Origin of the sequence: Microbacterium sp. B35-30 (genome assembly GCF_010634855.1) — a bacterium.
Lineage (GTDB): Bacteria > Actinomycetota > Actinomycetes > Actinomycetales > Microbacteriaceae > Microbacterium.
Window position 1 is genome coordinate 1 of the sequence record NZ_MWLQ01000058.1, and the last position, 16,837, is coordinate 16,837.

Here is a 16,837-nt window from a genome sequence, read left to right on the forward strand (position 1 = left end):
CCCGCCGGCGCCGGCGCCGTCGTGGCGGCAGCGGCGGCGGGTCCGCCCCCGCGGGCGGCGCCACCGTCGGCGCCTGATTCGTCTTCACCGGTCGCGGTGCCGTCATACGGCACCGCGACCGCGCTATGGTGAGCGCGAACGGCGCACGTGGCGCCGCAACCTCGCAGTCAAGAAAGGCGAATCGTGCACATCCTCGATGCCGTCACCACCGCATATGAATACCAGGGCTTCTGGGGCTCCTTCTGGGACATCATCTGGTGGTTCCTCTGGATCTTCTTCTTCATGGCGTACCTGTTCGCGCTGTTCGCCGTCATCGGCGACCTGTTCCGCGACCACACGCTGAACGGGTGGTTGAAGGCGGTCTGGATCATCTTCCTGATCTTCGTCCCGTTCCTGACGCTGCTGGTCTACCTCATCGCCCGCGGCAACGGCATGGCCCAGCGCAGCGCGAAGCAGGCCGCCGAGCTGCAGAGCGCGCAGGACGCCTACATCAAGTCCGTGGCGGGCTCCGGCGGCGCCAGCGCTGCCGACGAGATCGCCAAGGCCAAGGGTCTGCTGGACGCCGGCACGATCACGCAGGCGGAGTACGACGCGCTGAAGGCCCGGGCGCTGAGCTGATCAGTACTCAGAGCTGATCAGCATCAAGAGCTGATCGCGACCGCGAAACGCCCCTGTCCGCCCTCACGGGTAGACGGGGGCGTTTCCGGTCGCCTGCGCGATGATGCGCGCGACCATCTCGTCGCTGGTGGTGTTCTCGCCCGGCTGATTGGGCTTGCCCAGGCCGTGGTAGTCGCTCGAGCCGGTGACGATGAGGTCGCGTTCGCGGCACAGCTCCCGCAGGGTGGTCAGTGCGGGGTCCCGGTTCTCGCGGTGTCCCAGTTCGAAGCCGGCCAGGCCGGCGTCCAGCATCCGCTCCATCAGCCGCTTCGGCAGCAGCCCGGCTCGGCCCGCGGGGTGGGCGATGACGGGCACTCCCCCGGCGCCGGCGACGAGCCCCACGGCGGTCACCGGATCGGGGGCGTACAGCGCGACGTAGTAGTCGCCGCCGGGATTCAGTATTCCGTCGAAGGCCTCGGCGCGATCGCGCACGAGGCCCCGCGCCACGAGGGCGTCGGCGATGTGTGGGCGGCCGACGGTCGCGCCGTCGGTCGTCTGCTCGAGGATGTCGTCCCACACGACGTCGTAGTCGCGGGAGATCCGGTCCGCCATGAGCCGCGCGCGGTCCAGCCGCGACGAGCGGATGCGGGTGGTCTCGGCCCGCAGCGCCGGCTCGTCCGGATCGGGCAGGTAGGCCAGCACGTGGACGCTCCGCCATTCGTGGCGCGCAGACAGCTCCATGCCGGGGACGAACGTCATGCCGAGCGAGGTCGCCGCATCCGCCGCCTCGGCCCACCCGGACGTCGTGTCGTGGTCGGTCAGCGCCGCCGTCCGCACCCCGTGCCGGTGGGCGGACGCCATCACCTCGGCCGGGGGCTGCGTGCCGTCGGAGTTCGCCGAGTGCAGGTGCAGGTCGCTCGGTCCTTCGAAGCGCTGGGAGCCGGGCATCCTCCGAGGGTAGCGCGGCCCCGACTGGCGCCACGCCCGTGGCGCTGACCGATCTCACAGCCTGCTCGCATAGAGTCGCCGTCGTGCTTCGCCTGCTCGGGATCCTGGTGATCGCGCTGTGCGCGATCACCTCAGCGGTGCTCACATTCCCCGGGTTCTTCCGCGTCGAGCGCGTCTACCCGATCGCCCAGATCGTGTCGTTCCGCGGCGTCCTCGCGCTCGCCTTCGCCGCTGCCGCGCTGCTGGCGCTCCTCCTCGCGATCGCGCGGCCGCTGCGCGCGCTCGCCCTGTCGATCGCGCTGCTCGCCGGCATCGCGACGGTGGCGAACGTCGCGGTGCTGTCAGCACGCGGTGGGCTCGGCACCGACCCGCTGCCGGCCAAGACCGACGTGAGCATCCGCGTCATGACCTGGAACACGGCGGGCCCGGCGACGCCGCCCGAGACCATCGCCAAGATCGCCGTGGCGATGGATGCCGACATCGTCGCGCTCCCCGAGACCACGATCGAGACGGGCGAGAGCGTCGCCCTCGCGATGCGCGACCTCGGACACCGGATGTGGGCGCACCACGCCTCCGACCCGTCCACGGAATGGGATGCCGGGTCGACGACGCTGCTGATCTCGCCCGACATGGGCGACTACGCGGTCATCGAGTCCTCCCTCGACGGCACCAGCAACACCTCCACGGTGCCGAGTGCCGTCGCGATGCCCGTCTCGGGCGACGGCCCGATCGTGGTGGCCGTTCACGCCGTCGCTCCGCGTCCGAGCTACATGCAGCGCTGGCGCGACGACCTGCAGTGGCTGGCGGATCAGTGCGGCGACGGCAACGTGATCATGGCCGGCGACTTCAACGCGACCGTCGATCACATGGCCGGTCTCGGGCTCGACGGCGCCACCCTCGGCCACTGCACCGATGCCGCCGTCGAGACCGGCAACGGCGCGCTGGGCACCTGGTCGGCCCAGATGCCGGCCGTCCTCGGCACACCCATCGACCACGTGATGGCCACGCCTCAGTGGCACGCATCGGGGTCGCTGGTGCTGCGGTCGCTCGACGACTCGGGATCCGATCACCGCCCGCTGATCGTGCAGTACGAGCCGGCCGGCTGAGCCTGTCTCACGCCCACGGCCGCATGCGAGACTGGAGGGCATGAGCAGCGCAGCCAGCGAGCAGTCCACCGGCGCCACGAGCACCACCGAGACCGCGACCCCGCCCTCCACGAGCACCAACCGACGCCAGCCGTTCGGTCAGGGCTTCCTCGACACCATCTCCACCGGGTGGGCCGAGCGCCCCGACACGATGCCGCCTGCGCGCCCCCAGGCGCCTTTCGCCGCCGCGCGGCGCGACGCCGTCTCGGCCGCCTTCCCCGGCAAGCGCCTGGTGATCCCCGCGGGCGAACTCAAGCAGCGCAGCAACGACACCGACTACCCGTTCCGCGCGCATTCCGCGTTCTCCCACCTGACGGGCTGGGCGTCGGATTCGGAGCCCGGCGCCGTCCTGGTGTTCGAGCCCCGCACCGCCGGCGGACACGAGGTCACGCTGTACTTCCGGGAGCGCGCCGACCGCACGACGAGCGAGTTCTACTCGGATGCCTCGATCGGCGAGTTCTGGATCGGTCCGCGCCCCGCGCTGGCCGGCGTCGCCGCCGATCTCGGTGTCGCCACCGCGCAGATCGACGACTTCGAGGCCGGCGACGGCGACGTCGTGCTCGATGAGGACGACGAACTCACGCGGTTCGTCTCGGAGCTGCGGCTCGTGAAGGACGCCTACGAGATCGGCCAGATGGAGCTCGCCGTCCAGGTCACCGCGTCGGGGTTCGACGACATCGTCGCCCACCTCCCCGCCATCGTCGAGCACCCCCGCGGCGAGCGAATCGTCGAGGGCGTGTTCCATCAGCGGGCACGCAGCGACGGCAACGCGGTCGGCTACGACACGATCGCGGCATCCGGGCCACATGCGTGCTACCTGCACTGGACGCGCAACGACGGCGCCGTCGTGCCGGGCGATCTCATCCTGATCGACGCCGGCGTCGAGGTCGACAGCCTCTACACCGCCGACATCACGCGCACGCTGCCGGTGAGCGGCCGCTTCACCGAGGTGCAGCGCAAGGTCTACGAGACGGTGCGCGAAGCAGCCGACGCCGCCTTCGCGGCCGCGAAGCCGGGAGTGAAGTTCCGCTCGGTGCACGAGGCCGCGATGCAGGTGATCGCGGCGCGGGTCGCCGAATGGGGGCTGCTGCCGGTGTCGGCGAAAGAGGCTCTGGATGCCGACAGCGGCGGTCACCACCGCCGCTACATGGTGCACGGCACGAGCCACCACCTCGGCATCGACGTGCACGACTGTGCGCAGGCCCGTCGCGACATGTACTACGACGGCCTCCTGGAGCCGGGCATGGTCTTCACGATCGAGCCCGGCCTGTACTTCCAGATCGACGATCTCACCGTTCCGGAGGAGTACCGCGGCATCGGCGTGCGCATCGAGGACGACATCCTGATGACGGCGGACGGTCCCGTCAACCTGTCGGCCGCCATCCCGCGCACCGCCGACGAGGTCGAGGCCTGGATCGCCGGCGGAGCCCGCTGAGCGCTGTGACCTATACCGCTGCACCGTCGTTCACGACGCGCCCGACGCTGACGGGCACGTTCGGCATGTCGGCGTCGACCCACTGGCTCGCGACCGCCACCGCGCAGGCGGTGCTGGAACGCGGCGGCAACGCGTTCGACGCGTCGGTCGCGGCCGCCTTCGTGCTCCACGTCGTGGAACCGCATCTCAACGGCCCGGGCGGCGACCTGGTGGCGATCTTCCAGCAGACGGATGCCGCCGCCCCGACCGTGCTCATGGGCCAGGGGCCCGCGCCCGCCCGAGCGACGATCGAGCACTATCGCAGCGAGGGCCTCGACCTGGTGCCCGGCGCCGGCGGACTCGCCGCGGCGGTGTCGGGCGCGGTCGACGCCTGGCTCCTGCTGCTGCGCGACCACGGCACGTGGGAGCTCACCGACGTCTTGGCGTACGCGATCGGCTACGCCCGCGACGGGCACCCGCTGGTGGCGGGTGCCGCCGCGACGATCGCGCGCGTGGCCGAGTTGTTCCGCGACGACTGGCCGACCTCCGCTGCCCTGTGGATGCCGGAGAACGAGCCGCCTGCGGCGGGTCGGATCATGCGCAATCCGGCGTACGCCGCCGTTCTCGACGGGCTCGTGCACGCCTCGTGCACGGTGCGCGACGACGGCCCGGTCGGGCGCGCCGCGCGCATCGACGCGGCACGCCGGGAGTGGAAGACCGGAATCGTGGCGCACGAGGCGTCGGCCTTCCTGGCGCAGCCGCATCGCCACTCCGACGGCGGCGCGCACGCGGGGGTCATTACGCCGGACGACTTCGCCGCCTTCGAGGCGGGCTACGAGCCGGCGGTGACGCGGGAGTTCCGCGGCCGCACGATCGCCAAGGCCGGGGCGTGGACGCAGGGCCCGGCGCTGCTGCAGACCCTCGGCCTGCTCGAACCGCTCGCCGACGATCTCCTCGATCCCTCGCAGGAGGCCGGCGCGCACACCATCCTCGAGGCGCAGAAGCTGGCCTACGCCGACCGCGACGGCTGGTTCGGCGACGACGACGTCGACCTGGACGCGCTGCTGTCGGCCGACTATCTCGACGCCCGCCGCGCTCTCATCGCCGAGACCGCCTCTCGGGAGTTCCGGCCGGGCTCCCTGCCCGGACGCACGGCGTTCCGTCCGCCGCTGCGCACCGCATACGACGCGCCCCGGCTCGGCACGGGCGAGCCGACCGTGGCACCCGCAGAGCCGCGCGTGTCGTCGTCGGGCGAGACCCGGGGCGACACCTGCCATCTGGACGTGATCGACCGCTGGGGCAACATCGTCTCCGCGACGCCGTCGGGCGGCTGGCTGCAGTCCTCGCCGACGATTCCCGCCCTCGGCTTCTGCCTCGGCACGCGCCTGCAGATGACGTGGCTCGAACCGGGGCATCCGTCATCCCTCGCGCCCGGACGGCGTCCGCGCACCACCCTCACGCCGACGCTGGTGCTCCGCGACGGGCGTCCCGAGTTCGCGATCGGCTCCCCCGGCGGCGACCAGCAGGACCAATGGCAGCTGCTGGCGCTCCTGCGCATCATCGTGGGCGGCTACTCCCCCCAGCAGGCGATCGACGCGCCTGCACTGCACACCACGTCGCTCCCCGAGTCGTTCTGGCCGCGCACCTGGACGCCGGCCGGCGCAATCGTCGAGAACCGCCTCGGCGATGCACTGATCGCCGGCCTCGAGCGCCGCGGCCACGTCGTGACGCGGGCCGGCGACTGGGCGCTCGGCCGGGTTTCCGCCGTGGGACGGGATGCCGCCACCGGCGTCCTCTGGGGCGCGGCCAACCCGCGCGGCATGCAGGGGTACGCCGCAGGTCGCTGAGCAAGGCTGCGCCGCAGGTCGCTGAGCAAGGCTGCGCCGCAGGTCGCTGAGCAAGGCTGCGCCGCAGGTCGCTGAGCAAGGCTGCGCCGCAGGTCGCTGAGCAAGGCTGTGGCGGTCACGCCCGGTTCATGCCGCCGCGGCCCGCACGTGCGGGCCCACGTACCGCGCGGACGGCCGGATGATCTTCGGGTCCCGTGCCTGCTCGAGGATGTGCGCCGTCCATCCGATGGTGCGGCCGACGGCGAACGTCGGCGTGAACATCGATCGGGGAAGACCGCACCGCTCCATCACGAGCGCCGCCCAGAACTCGACGTTCGCGTGCAGATCGCGCCCGGGCTTCGCCTCCGCGAGCAGCCGTTCTGCCGTCTCCTGAAACCGCACCGCCAGCTCGACCCGCTCACCGCCGGTGCGCAGCGCGACCGTCTTCATCAGCTCGGCGCGCGGATCCACGGTGCGATACACGGCGTGGCCGAACCCCATCAACCGGCGGCCCGTGGCCAGCTCGCCGCGGATCCACGGTTCGATGCGGTCCGCCGTTCCGACGGCCTCGAGCCCGTCGAGCGCGCGGGACGGCGCGCCGCCGTGCAACGGACCGGTCAGGGCCCCGAGCGCCCCGACGAGGCAGGCCGCGGCATCCGCCCCCGTCGAGGCGATCACCCGCGCGGTGAACGTCGAGGCGTTGAAGCCGTGGTCCATGACGGCGATGAGATAGGCGGTGAGCGCACGCTCCGTCGCACCGTCGGGGACGACGCCGGTCACCTGATGCAGGTAGTTCGCCACAACCCCCCGCCCACCGAGGGCCGGCAGAACCTCCTCTCCGTGGGCCCGGCGCCACAGCGCGCCGATGATGACCGGCGTCCACGCAGCGAGCGAGATCGCATCATCGAGGCGCTGGTCCTCGTCGAGGTCGTAGAGCGGACGGATGCCGCGCCGCGCGCCGAGCAGCGGCCAGGCCGCCGCGAGCCCGGCGAGCACGTCCGGTGTCGCCGACGACACGGCGGCGACGACGGCTTCGAGGTCATCGCGTCGTTCCAGAGCGGCGGCCACGCGGCCGGCGAACGCCCCCCGCGAGGCATCCGTAGCCGGGTCGCCGGTCACCAGCAGCTGCCACGCCTCCTCAAACGTCGCCGATGCGGCGAGCTCGACCGCGGAGCGATCGCGGTACTGGTAGAAGCCCTCGTCGCCGCGGACGTCGCTGACCGCCGTCTCTGCGACGATGACGCCCGCGAGACCCCGCGGCACGTCGATCGGGCTGTGTCCTGTCTTCGCGCTCATTTCGGCTCCTTGTCGTTGAGGGAACCGTCGACACGGCCCCGCCGCGGCGATGCCGCTACAGTCAGTGTCGGAACTTGATCATGCGTACGTCAATCTTGATCGGATCAATATCATGAGCGATCTGCCGCGCCTCACCGCCGCCGAGACGGCCGCGCGACTCGGGGTCAAGCCCGAGTCGCTGTACGCGTACGTGTCGCGAGGGCTGCTCTCGCGCGAACGCGACGCCGCGGGCTCGTCCTTCGATCCGCTCGAGGTCGAGGCGTTCGCCCGACGGCGCCGTCGGGCGACGAGCCCCACGCCGGGAACGACCGTGCGCGACTCGAGGGCAGCGGGCACGCCGCTCATGGTGCTGGACACGAGCCTCGCCCACATCGACGAAGACGACGAGCTGCGCTACCGCGGGCGCTCCGCGGCGCGACTGGCGCGCGAGCAGACGTTCGAGCAGGTGGTGACGTGGCTCTGGGGCATTCGGTCACTTCGGGGACCGTCGAGCGAAGACCTCACGGTGGCGCGCCGCACGATCGCGGCGCTCGGTGGGACCGCCTCCGCACTGGATCGCGTGCTGATCGCCGTCGCGGCGCTCGGCGCCACCGACCCGCTTCGCGACGACCCCGACCGGTCGCAGCTGGTCCGCGTCGGCGCCCGCCTGCTCACCGGCGTTCCCGCAGCGCTCGCGCCAGAGGGCGCTCCGGCGGCGATCGCCCCCACACTCTGGCGCGCGCTCGGCGGCTCGGCTCGTCCCGAAGGCATCCGCATCCTGGACGCCGCGCTCGTGCTCGTGATCGACCACGACCTCGCCGTCTCGACGCTCGCCGCGCGGGTGGCGGCCTCGGCACGCGCATCGGGCTACGCGGTGGTCACCGCCGCGCTGGGCGCATTCGACGCACCTCTGCACGGCACGGCGAGCCGTGCCGCCGTCCGCATGCTGCGGGCAGTGCATGACGGCGAGCCGGCGTCCACGGCGATCGCCCGCGCGGTGCGCGACGGCGGGCGCGGCATCCCGGGCTTCGGACAGGCTCTGTATGCCGGCGGCGACATGCGCGCGATCGTGCTGCTCGATCTGCTGCGCGAGATGCCGCAGAGCGCGGACGTGCTGGCGGCGGTGGAGGCGGTGGCCGATGAGGTCGCGCGCCGGGCCGAAGCGCGGCCCAACCTCGACCTCGCGCTCGCGGCGCTCACGCTCTGGGCGGAGTTGCCCGACGACGCGGGCGCCGTCATCTTCGCGACCGGCCGCATCGCCGGATGGATCACGCATGCGCTCGACGAGTACGACGAGCGCCCCATGCGGCTGCGGCCCCGCGGCCGCTACGTCGGTCCCGGCCCCGAGTGAGGCCGGCGCATCCAGGCGACGATCTGCGGGGCGAGCCCAGCGGCGATCTCCGCCGGCGGACGCTTGCGGCCCTTCACCTCGAAGGAGTGCCCGCCGCCGTCGATCCACATGATCTCGGCCTCCTGGCACGAGGCGACCGCCGCCTCGAGCTGGTCATGGGGATCGATGAAGGGATCGTTGGTGCCCTCGACGAAGAGCTGCGGCTGCGGCACATCGGGCAGGTGCGCCGTGCGGGCCCTGTCCGGGCTTCCCGGCGGGTGCAGCGGGTAGCCGAGATAGACCAGGCCCGATGGGTCGATCACGCCCTCCGCCGCCGCCATCGACGCCATGCGCCCGCCGTACGACTTGCCCAGCGCGAAGACCGGGGCGTCAGCAGCCCTCGCGACCATCTCGGCGTGGACCGCCGCCCACGTCGCGACCGCGTGCGCCGCGGGTCCCGGCATCCGTCTTCCGGCTTCGACGTACGGGAAGTTGAAGCGCAGGGTCGCGACGCCCTCGCGTGCGAGGGCGTCGGCGAAACCGGTGAGGAACGGATGCCGGTACCCGGCGCCCGCGCCGTGCGCCAGGGCGGCGAAGGCCCACGGCGACGCCGGTGCCACGAGGTCGGCTGAGACGTCGGCGCTCCCGTTGGGCAGCGCCACGGCGATCCGCGAGGAATCGCCGGCGGCGATCATGCGCGGTCGCCGTCCTCGCCGCGCGGCTCGTTTGACGCGTCGGCGCGATCGGCCCCGGTATCCGCCGGGGCGGGATCCGGTGCGGTGGCCGGGAGAGGATCCGTGGTGTCAGCCCGGCCGGGGTCCGTCGGCGCGGCTTCGGCCGCGGCATCCGTGGTCGGCGCGACCCGCTCGCCGTACTTCGGCGGCTCCGGCGGGGATGGCTGGGCGGGTGCAGCGGGCGTCGCAGGGTCGGCAGGTGCCGGCGACGCGGCGCGCGCGGCCGCGGGAGCGGACGCAGCGGGGGCCGTCGGCGCCTGGGGGCCGAGCACCTGACGCGCGCGATACATGCTCTTGTCGGTCACGGTGATCTCGTAGTGGTCGGCGACGACCTGCATGACCGACGCGTAGTCGCGCCGACGACGGACGAACGAATACGTGACGATGCTGAGCAGCATGCCGATGGCGATGCCCACGAACAGCACGCCGACGAACGCCTGGATGGGTACCGACGGGGACCCGATCACGAGGATCGCGGAGAAGAGCAGTCCGAGGAGGAGCCCGTTGACGGCACCCGAGCGCGCGGCCGACGCGTAGCCGAGGCGTCCCGTGATCCGCTCGATCGATCGGAGCCCCTGGCCGACGATCGCGATGTCGCGCGCCGGGATGTCGGCTGCGATGAGCGACGACACCGCCTTCTGCGCCGCCTCGTACGTCGGGAAGCTCGCCACGGCCTGACCGACCGCGTCGGATCCCTGCGCGGAGCGCCCTCCCATCATGGTCATCTCCCCATCCTCCCATGGCACGCGGACTACGCTGGGACGTGTGAGCACGCAGAGGGTTTTCGTCGCGCGCCTGTCCGGGTGCTCGGTCTTCGACCCCGCCGGCGACCGTCTCGGCAAGGTCCGCGACGTCGTCGTCATCTACCGAAAAGACGATCCGCCCCGCGTGATCGGGCTCGTGGTCGAGATCCCCGGGCGCCGCCACGTCTTCGTGTCGATCGGCCGCGTCACCTCCATCGCCACCGGCCAGGTCATCACCACCGGCCTCATCAACGTGCGGCGCTTCCAGCAGCGCGGCGGCGAGGTGCGGGTCATGGCAGAGATGCTCGGCCGCAAGGTGTTCTTCGCCGACGGCTCCGGCACGGCGGTGATCGAGGACGTCGCGATCGAGCGCAACCGGCTCGGCGAGTGGGATGTCGGCCAGCTCTTCCTGCGCAAGCCCAAGACGAGCGCGTCCCCCTTCGCCAAGGGTCCGACGACGTTCGCGACCTGGGATGCCGTGCGCGAGAGCCAGGTGCCCGGCGAGGCGCAGTCAGCCGAGCAGCTCGTCGCGACATACTCGGAGCTGCGGCCCGCCGATCTCGCCAATACGTTGCTCGACCTTCCGGAAGACCGACTTCTCGAGGTCGTGGACGAGCTCCCCGACGACCGGCTCGCCGACGCCCTCGAAGAGATGCCCGAGGGCGACCAGGTGCACATCCTGGAGGCTCTCGACGACGAGCGCGCCGCCGACATCCTCGACGCCATGGAGCCGGACGACGCGGCCGACCTCCTGGGTCAGCTGCCGGAGGACCAGCGCGAGGAGTTCCTCGACCTCATGGAGCCCGAGGAGGCCGAGGACGTCCGCGCCCTGCTGAAATACGGCCCCGACACGGCGGGCGGTCTCATGACCAGCGAGCCCATCGTGCTGTCCGCCGACGCCACGATCGCCGAGGCGCTCGCGCTCATCCGCCGCCACGAGCTGCACCCTGCACTCGCCGCCGCGGTGTTCGTGACCCTCCCCCCGTACGAGACGCCGACCGGCAGGCTGCTCGGCACGGTGCACTTCCAGCGGATGCTGCGCTACCCGCCGCACGAGCGCCTCGGCGCCATCATCGACGACACGCTCGATCCCATGCCCGCGACCGCATCCGCCGCCGAAGTGGCGCGCCTGCTCGCGTCGTACAACCTGGTGTCTCTGCCCGTCGTGGACCCCGCACACCGGCTGGTCGGGGCGGTCAGCGTCGACGACGTGCTGGACTACCTGCTGCCCGAGGACTGGCGATCCCATGACGCCGAGGACGACGAACGGCGTCCGGCGTCCGAAGCCGTTCCGACGACGACCGCGAGCACGCTGACCTTCGGCACCGGCAAGGGCGGCGGGAGGAGGCGCTGATGGCACGCACCAATCGCCACCCCTCGCTCGACGCGCCCCGCGGACGCTCGGGCATGCTGCAGCGCAGCCCTCAGCCGTCCAGCGACAGGTTCGGGCGCTTCTCCGAGGCGTTCGCCCGCGCGATGGGAACCTCGGGCTTCCTCATCGGCATGACGATCTTCGTCGCGGTGTGGTTGGCATGGAACATCTTCATGCCGCCTGCGCTCCAGTTCGACCCGTCCGCGACGAACTTCACCCTGCTGACGCTGATCCTGTCGCTGCAGGCCTCGTATGCCGCGCCCCTCATCCTGTTGGCGCAGAATCGGCAGGACGACCGCGACCGGGTGCAGATCGAGCAGGACCGCCAGCGCGCCGAGCGCAATCTCGCCGACACCGAGTACCTCGCCCGCGAGGTGGTCGCACTGCGCATGGCGGTCAACGACTTCGCCGACCAGGTCGTGACGCGCGAGGTGCTCCGCACCGAGCTGCGAGCCCTCCTCGAGAAGCTCGACAACAGCCCCGAGGTCGACGAGGGCGCCACGCGATGACCACGGCACACGCGGACGCCGTCCGCACCGCCGTCGGTGCTGTGCCCGACCCGGAGCTGCGCCGTCCGATCGGCGAGCTCGACATGGTCCGTGAGATCTCCGTCCACGATGGCGTCGCGCACGTCGCGATCGCCCTGACCATCGTCGGGTGCCCGGCGGCGGACCGCATCGCGTCCGATGTGCGCGGGGCTGCGGCATCCGTCCCGGGAATCACGGATGTCGCTCTCGAAGTCGGCGTCATGACTCCGGCCGAGCGGCATGCCCTCACCGAACGCCTGCGGGGCGGCCGCACGCGCGAGATGCCCTTCGGCCCCGGCACGCTCACGCGCGTGATCGCGGTCACCAGCGGCAAGGGCGGCGTGGGGAAGTCCACCGTGACAGCGAACCTCGCCGCCGCGCTCGCCGCCCGGGGCCTTGCGGTCGGACTCGTCGACGCCGACGTGCACGGCTTCTCCATCCCGGGCCAGCTGGGCCTCGTCGGACCCGACGGCGCCGTGCCGCAGCCGACGCGGGTCGACGACCTCATGCTGCCGCCCGTCGCCCACGGGGTGAAGGTCATCTCGATCGGGATGTTCCTGCGCCGCCGCGACGGCGAAGAAGCCGTGGGTGCCGTCGCCTGGCGCGGCCCCATGCTGCACCGCACCGTGCTGCAGTTCCTGACCGACGTCTACTTCGGCGACCTCGACGTCCTGCTGCTCGACATGCCGCCGGGAACCGGCGACGTCGCGATCTCGGTCGGACAGCTGCTGCCGAACGCCGAGGTGCTCGTCGTGACGACGCCGCAGGCCGCAGCGTCCGACGTCGCCGTGCGCAGCGGCCTGGTGGCTCGTCAGACGGGGCAGCGTGTGATCGGCGTGATCGAGAACATGTCGGCCATGACCCTGCCGGACGGCACGACCATCGACCTCTTCGGCACCGGTGGCGGCTCCGCCGTCGCCGCGGCGCTGTCGCAGCCCGATGCCGAGGTGCCGCTGCTGGCCTCGGTGCCGCTCAGCCCGACGCTGCGGACGGACGCGGATGCCGGCATCCCGGCCGTCATCGCGCATCCCGACGATCCCGCGGCGCAGGTGATCGCCGGCGTGGCCGCGGAGCTCGCGCGGACGCCACGCGGCCTGTCGGGACGCGCGCTCCCGTTCCGCCCGCAGTGACGCAGGATCGGCGTCAGGTCGCCTCGCTGTCATAGGGGGTCGGGCCGTCTGCCGGGCCACGGAAGGGCGAGCGCACCGGCGCGGTCGGCGGCGTCGGTGCGGTGGTGTCTGCCGTGGTCTTCGCTGAGCCGGCGACGCTCGCCACGGGTGCGTCGTCGAGCAGCGCCTCGCGGATGATTCGCCGCGGGTCGTACTGGCGCGGATCGAGGGTGCGCCAGTCGACGTCGTCGAAGTCCTCACCCATCTCGTCACGCACCCGGGTGCGCGCCGTCGACACCCACTCACGAGCCCGCTTCGTCAGTCCCGCGAGGGACTCCGCATACCGCGGCAGACGCTCAGGCCCGAGGATGAGTGCCGCGACGAGTCCGATCAGCAGAAGCTTCTCGATCGTGAGGCCGAAGATCATGCCTTCAGATTACCGCCGTGCCTGAGCGTTCAGTGCCGCGTGGCCCCGTAGGCTGGCACGCGGGAGGATGCCGATGGGAGAGCAGAGCGCGAACCAGCGGTTCGTCGACGAGGCGACGAGCGAGCCGGAGCACATCGCGCGTGCGCGTGCGCACGCGCTCGAACTCGGCGCCGCACCGATCAGCCCGGCGGTGGGCGCCCAGTGCGCGGTGATCGCGGCGGCATCCCAGGCGCTCAACATCGTCGAGATCGGCACAGGCGCCGGCGTGTCCGGCCTCTGGCTGCTTCACGGCTCGCCGCGCGCGACCCTGACGACGATCGACAAGGAGCCGGAGCACCTCGGCGCCGCACGTCAGGCATTCGCCGAAGCCCGCATCCCTCCGGCCCGTGCCCGCTTCATCACCGGGCGCGCCGCAGAAGTGCTGCCGCGCATGAACGAGGCCTCCTACGACATCGTGCTGGTGGATGCCGACCCCGACGGTGTCATCGAATACGTCGAGCACGGCCTTCGCCTGGTGCGCGCCGGTGGCACCGTGCTCGTCCCGCGCGTGCTCGCGGGCGGAGGTGTGGCCGACCCGGTCCGCCGCGACCCGGTGACCACCGCGTACCGCTCGCTCATCCAGGAGACCCAGGCGTCATCGGCCGTCATCGGCGCGCTGTCGATCACGGGTGAGGGGCTGCTGCAGCTCACCACCGTCGCCCAGCCCTGACAATTCCGCCAAAAGCGCGAATGGCCGGTCCCGTCGGACCGGCCATTCGCGTAACGTGCGTCTACGCGGCGTTGACGACGCCGCTCAGGACGTCGTAGAGCTCCTTGGCCTCAGCATCGTTCACCGAGACGACCAGACGACCGCCTCCCTCGAGCGGCACGCGCACGATGATGAGTCGACCCTCCTTCACGGCCTCCATCGGCCCGTCTCCGGTTCTCGGCTTCATGGCTGCCATTGCGGCTCCTTTTCATCGATGGTCTGCAGGTCAAGTTTATCGTGAGGGCAACCGCCCCGGGCACGCCTGGGGAAAGCGGCATCCGCTGACGCGTCATTTCCGTTCATGCGGGTCAGGGCACCTGCCAGGTGCTGTTGCCCAGCGCGTACATGTTGTAGATCCACCACCACTGGCCGGCGAGGCACGCGATGAGCACGCCGACCCGCCACACGGGCGAACGCGGCACGGCGAACGCCCCCCACAGCGGGGACAGCGGCACGAGCAGACGGAAGATGCTCGACTGCGGGAAGAACACCAGCAGCAGATACAGCAGGTAGCTCGCGCTCCAGAGGCGGATCTCGATGCCCAGCCTGCGAACCGCCGGGAGGAACGCCAGCGCCGCGCCGATCAGCAGGATCCCCGCCCCGACCAACGCGTAGCCGAGGGCCAGCGGAAGATGCCACATCGTCTCGAACCAGAACGACACCCCGGCGAGGAACGGTTCGAACGGCGCGAAGGTCGGATCGCCGGGCACCCAGTTGCGCCGCCAGGCGAGTTCGGTCGCGAGGTACGCTCCCGGTTCCCCGGTCACCCAGCCGGAGATGACCTGCCAGGCGAACCCGGCGACGGCAGCCAGCAGGCCGAGCGCGATGATGTGGGCGATCTCCGGCGCACGGAGCGGTTCGCGCACCCGGTGGAACCACCTCCAGATGCCGAAGAGTCCCAGGAACAGCGCGAAGGCCAGCACGCCGGGACGCGTGAACGCCATCAGCGGGATGAGCAGGTACAACCAGACGTAGCGTCGCCGCGTCACGCACCACAGCGCGCAGAACAGCCAGAAGAGGTTGAGCGCCTCGGCGTACCCCACCTGGAACAGGGCGGCGAGCGGGCCGCTGGCGAAGAAGGCCACCGCCCACAGGGTCGCCGATTCATCCAGGCGCAGGCGGAGCAGGTGATAGAGAGCGACGGATGCCCCGTACCCGGCGACGAGCGACACGATCAGCGCACCGGTGCCCCATTGACCGCCGAACGGCACGGAGACGCCCTGCGCGAGATACGGATACAGCGGCAGGAAGGCCCAGGCGTTCTCCGCGACCTGCCCGGCGTCGGTCAGCGGCAGCGAGGTGGGGTACCCCGAGAAAGCCACCAGCCAGTACCACGCACCATCCCAGGCGACGACGGTGTCCGCGAGGCCGGCATCCGCCCCCATCCGGCTCTGAAAGCCCGACAGCTCTGCGGCCAGGGAGAGGAACAGCGTGGTGACCAGCCGCGCAGCCAGGTAGATCGCGGCGACGCGGAGCGCGACGCGACCGCGCGAGGACTGCGGCACGGGGGCGGTCGTCAGCTGGTCGCCAGCCACGCGCGCAGTCCCTGCTCGACCGCCACGATCTGAGACAGCGGCACGCGCTCCTCGTCGTGGTGGGCGAGGTGAGGGTCTCCGGGCCCGTAGTTGACCGCAGGCACGCCCAGGGCGCTGAAGCGGGCGACGTCCGTCCACCCGTACTTGGGACGCGGCGACGCGCCCACAGCCGCGAGGAACTCCTGGGCCAGTGGAGCGTTGAGGCCCGGGCGGGCACCCGCCGCCGCGTCGACGATGTCGACCTCGAAGCCCGAGAAGACCTCCTTGACGTGACCCGCCGCCTCGGCTACGTCCCGGCTCGGAGCGAAGCGGTAGTTGACCTCGACCTCGCAGAGGTCGGGGATCACGTTGCCGGCCACGCCTCCGCGGATGCGCACGGCGTTGAGGCCCTCCCGGTAGACCAGTCCTTCGACCTCGACGTCACGCGGCTCGTACTCCGCGAGCCGGCCGAGGATCGGCGCTGCCCGGTGGATCGCGTTGTCGCCGATCCAGGCCCGCGCGCTATGGGCGCGCACGCCGTGCGTGCGGACGATCGCGCGCAGGTTGCCGTTGCAGCCACCCTCGACCTCTCCGTTGGACGGCTCTCCGAGGATCGCGAAGTCGCCGGCGAACAGATCGGGCCGCGTCCGCGCCAGGCGCGTGAGTCCGTTGAGGTCGGCGTCGACCTCCTCGTGGTCGTACCACATCCAGGTGATGTCGACTCTGGGAGCGATGAGCTCGGCCGCCAGCTTCAGCTGCACGGCGACGCCGGCCTTCATGTCCACGGTGCCCCGGCCCCAGATGAAGGGCTCGCCCTCGACGTCGATGTCCCTCGTCGGGATGTTGGCATTGATCGGGACGGTGTCGATGTGGCCGGCGATCACAACGCGCTGAGCACGGCCGAGGTTGGTGCGGGCGACGATCGTGTCGCCGTCACGGTAGACCTCGAGGTGGGCCAACGCCGAGATCTCATCGAAGATGGCATCGGCCAGGAGCTTCTCGTCGCCCGACTCACTCGGAATGTCGCAGATGATGCGAGTCAGTTCGGCAGAGGACAGCGACAGATCGAGCGCAGGCATCCCCCGAGTCTACCGAGGCGAAATGCCGCCGTTAACGCGTAATGGCCAC

General features: G+C 71.5%; 17 protein-coding genes. 9 read left to right on the forward strand and 8 right to left on the reverse strand.

All coding sequences use genetic code 11. The features are described from left to right. The first annotated feature begins 183 nt into the window (after positions 1-183). Complete coding sequence (locus B2K11_RS19840; RefSeq protein WP_239526286.1) at positions 184-618, forward strand: SHOCT domain-containing protein; 435 nt, start codon at positions 184-186, stop codon at positions 616-618. Between the two features lie 63 nt (positions 619-681). Here B2K11_RS19840 and B2K11_RS19845 read toward each other — a convergent pair whose 3' ends face one another. Next, on the reverse strand, positions 682-1,545 hold the full coding sequence (locus B2K11_RS19845; protein ID WP_163620824.1) for a PHP domain-containing protein: 864 nt from the start codon (positions 1,543-1,545) through the stop codon (positions 682-684). 83 nt (positions 1,546-1,628) lie between these two features. On the opposite strand from B2K11_RS19845, the gene B2K11_RS19850 reads away from it, so the two are divergent. From B2K11_RS19850 to B2K11_RS19860, 3 genes are read left to right on the forward strand one after another with little or no spacing between them, the layout of a single operon-like run. After that, positions 1,629-2,651 (forward strand): endonuclease/exonuclease/phosphatase family protein, encoded by a 1,023-nt coding sequence (locus B2K11_RS19850; RefSeq protein WP_163620825.1) that lies wholly within the window; start codon positions 1,629-1,631, stop codon positions 2,649-2,651. 40 nt (positions 2,652-2,691) lie between these two features. After that, the gene (locus B2K11_RS19855) at positions 2,692-4,125 is read left to right on the forward strand and encodes an aminopeptidase P family protein (RefSeq protein WP_163620826.1); all 1,434 of its coding nucleotides are present in this window, start codon (positions 2,692-2,694) and stop codon (positions 4,123-4,125) included. Between the two features lie 5 nt (positions 4,126-4,130). Then, entirely contained in the window at positions 4,131-5,951 is a 1,821-nt protein-coding gene (locus B2K11_RS19860) for a gamma-glutamyltransferase (protein ID WP_163620827.1), read from the forward strand. A gap of 126 nt (positions 5,952-6,077) precedes the next feature. Here B2K11_RS19860 and B2K11_RS19865 read toward each other — a convergent pair whose 3' ends face one another. Beyond that, positions 6,078-7,226, reverse strand: a complete 1,149-nt coding sequence (locus tag B2K11_RS19865) for a citrate/2-methylcitrate synthase (RefSeq protein ID WP_163620828.1) — start codon at positions 7,224-7,226, stop codon at positions 6,078-6,080. 112 nt (positions 7,227-7,338) lie between these two features. On the opposite strand from B2K11_RS19865, the gene B2K11_RS19870 reads away from it, so the two are divergent. Then, positions 7,339-8,556, forward strand: a complete 1,218-nt coding sequence (locus tag B2K11_RS19870; protein WP_163620829.1) for a citrate/2-methylcitrate synthase — start codon at positions 7,339-7,341, stop codon at positions 8,554-8,556. Here B2K11_RS19870 and B2K11_RS19875 read toward each other — a convergent pair. After that, positions 8,532-9,230 carry an alpha/beta family hydrolase gene (locus B2K11_RS19875; RefSeq protein WP_163620830.1) on the reverse strand — a complete coding sequence of 233 codons (699 nt, stop codon included), beginning with the start codon at positions 9,228-9,230 and terminating at the stop codon, positions 8,532-8,534. The genes B2K11_RS19870 and B2K11_RS19875 overlap by 25 nt on opposite strands. Next, positions 9,227-9,994: a general stress protein gene (locus tag B2K11_RS19880; RefSeq protein WP_239526288.1), complete on the reverse strand. Its 768-nt coding sequence runs from the start codon at positions 9,992-9,994 to the stop codon at positions 9,227-9,229. The genes B2K11_RS19875 and B2K11_RS19880 overlap by 4 nt, the downstream gene beginning before the upstream one ends. Before the next feature lie 40 nt (positions 9,995-10,034). Between B2K11_RS19880 and B2K11_RS19885 the strand changes: the two genes are divergently transcribed. Genes B2K11_RS19885 through B2K11_RS19895 form a run of 3 tightly spaced genes read left to right on the forward strand, consistent with a single transcriptional unit; the run spans position 10,035 to position 13,041 of the window. Then, entirely contained in the window at positions 10,035-11,366 is a 1,332-nt protein-coding gene (locus B2K11_RS19885) for a CBS domain-containing protein (RefSeq protein ID WP_163620831.1), read from the forward strand. Further along, the gene (locus tag B2K11_RS19890) at positions 11,366-11,893 is read left to right on the forward strand and encodes a DUF1003 domain-containing protein (protein WP_163620832.1); all 528 of its coding nucleotides are present in this window, start codon (positions 11,366-11,368) and stop codon (positions 11,891-11,893) included. The genes B2K11_RS19885 and B2K11_RS19890 overlap by 1 nt, the downstream gene beginning before the upstream one ends. Further along, positions 11,890-13,041 carry an Mrp/NBP35 family ATP-binding protein gene (locus tag B2K11_RS19895; protein ID WP_163620833.1) on the forward strand — a complete coding sequence of 384 codons (1,152 nt, stop codon included), beginning with the start codon at positions 11,890-11,892 and terminating at the stop codon, positions 13,039-13,041. The genes B2K11_RS19890 and B2K11_RS19895 overlap by 4 nt, the downstream gene beginning before the upstream one ends. Before the next feature lie 13 nt (positions 13,042-13,054). Here B2K11_RS19895 and B2K11_RS19900 read toward each other — a convergent pair whose 3' ends face one another. Next, entirely contained in the window at positions 13,055-13,447 is a 393-nt protein-coding gene (locus B2K11_RS19900) for a Sec-independent protein translocase TatB (RefSeq protein ID WP_163620834.1), read from the reverse strand. A 73-nt stretch (positions 13,448-13,520) separates the two neighbouring features. Between B2K11_RS19900 and B2K11_RS19905 the strand changes: the two genes are divergently transcribed. After that, positions 13,521-14,156, forward strand: a complete 636-nt coding sequence (locus B2K11_RS19905; RefSeq protein ID WP_163620835.1) for a class I SAM-dependent methyltransferase — start codon at positions 13,521-13,523, stop codon at positions 14,154-14,156. A gap of 61 nt (positions 14,157-14,217) precedes the next feature. On the opposite strand, the gene B2K11_RS19910 is transcribed toward B2K11_RS19905, so the two are convergent. The 3 genes from B2K11_RS19910 to dapE all read right to left on the reverse strand — a co-directional run bounded on the left by B2K11_RS19910 (position 14,218) and on the right by dapE (position 16,788). After that, entirely contained in the window at positions 14,218-14,391 is a 174-nt protein-coding gene (locus tag B2K11_RS19910; protein WP_163620836.1) for a DUF3117 domain-containing protein, read from the reverse strand. Between the two features lie 112 nt (positions 14,392-14,503). Further along, positions 14,504-15,730 (reverse strand): hypothetical protein, encoded by a 1,227-nt coding sequence (locus B2K11_RS19915; RefSeq protein ID WP_163620837.1) that lies wholly within the window; start codon positions 15,728-15,730, stop codon positions 14,504-14,506. Further along, the gene (gene dapE, locus B2K11_RS19920) at positions 15,712-16,788 is read right to left on the reverse strand and encodes a succinyl-diaminopimelate desuccinylase (protein ID WP_163620838.1); all 1,077 of its coding nucleotides are present in this window, start codon (positions 16,786-16,788) and stop codon (positions 15,712-15,714) included. Before dapE ends, B2K11_RS19915 begins: the two co-directional genes overlap by 19 nt. Positions 16,789-16,837: the final 49 nt, after the last annotated feature.

Bases quoted from the DNA above. Each gene is read 5' to 3' on its own strand.
- B2K11_RS19870 (WP_163620829.1), top strand. From the start codon at position 7,339: ATGAGCGATCTGCCGCGCCTCACCGCCGCCGAGACGGCCGCGCGACTC.
- B2K11_RS19865 (WP_163620828.1), bottom strand. From the start codon at position 7,226: ATGAGCGCGAAGACAGGACACAGCCCGATCGACGTGCCGCGGGGTCTC.
- B2K11_RS19875 (WP_163620830.1), bottom strand. From the start codon at position 9,230: ATGATCGCCGCCGGCGATTCCTCGCGGATCGCCGTGGCGCTGCCCAAC.
- B2K11_RS19895 (WP_163620833.1), top strand. From the start codon at position 11,890: ATGACCACGGCACACGCGGACGCCGTCCGCACCGCCGTCGGTGCTGTG.
- B2K11_RS19880 (WP_239526288.1), bottom strand. From the start codon at position 9,994: ATGACCATGATGGGAGGGCGCTCCGCGCAGGGATCCGACGCGGTCGGT.
- B2K11_RS19855 (WP_163620826.1), top strand. From the start codon at position 2,692: ATGAGCAGCGCAGCCAGCGAGCAGTCCACCGGCGCCACGAGCACCACC.
- B2K11_RS19910 (WP_163620836.1), bottom strand. From the start codon at position 14,391: ATGGCAGCCATGAAGCCGAGAACCGGAGACGGGCCGATGGAGGCCGTG.
- dapE (WP_163620838.1), bottom strand. From the start codon at position 16,788: ATGCCTGCGCTCGATCTGTCGCTGTCCTCTGCCGAACTGACTCGCATC.
- B2K11_RS19845 (WP_163620824.1), bottom strand. From the start codon at position 1,545: ATGCCCGGCTCCCAGCGCTTCGAAGGACCGAGCGACCTGCACCTGCAC.
- B2K11_RS19905 (WP_163620835.1), top strand. From the start codon at position 13,521: ATGGGAGAGCAGAGCGCGAACCAGCGGTTCGTCGACGAGGCGACGAGC.
- B2K11_RS19890 (WP_163620832.1), top strand. From the start codon at position 11,366: ATGGCACGCACCAATCGCCACCCCTCGCTCGACGCGCCCCGCGGACGC.
- B2K11_RS19900 (WP_163620834.1), bottom strand. From the start codon at position 13,447: ATGATCTTCGGCCTCACGATCGAGAAGCTTCTGCTGATCGGACTCGTC.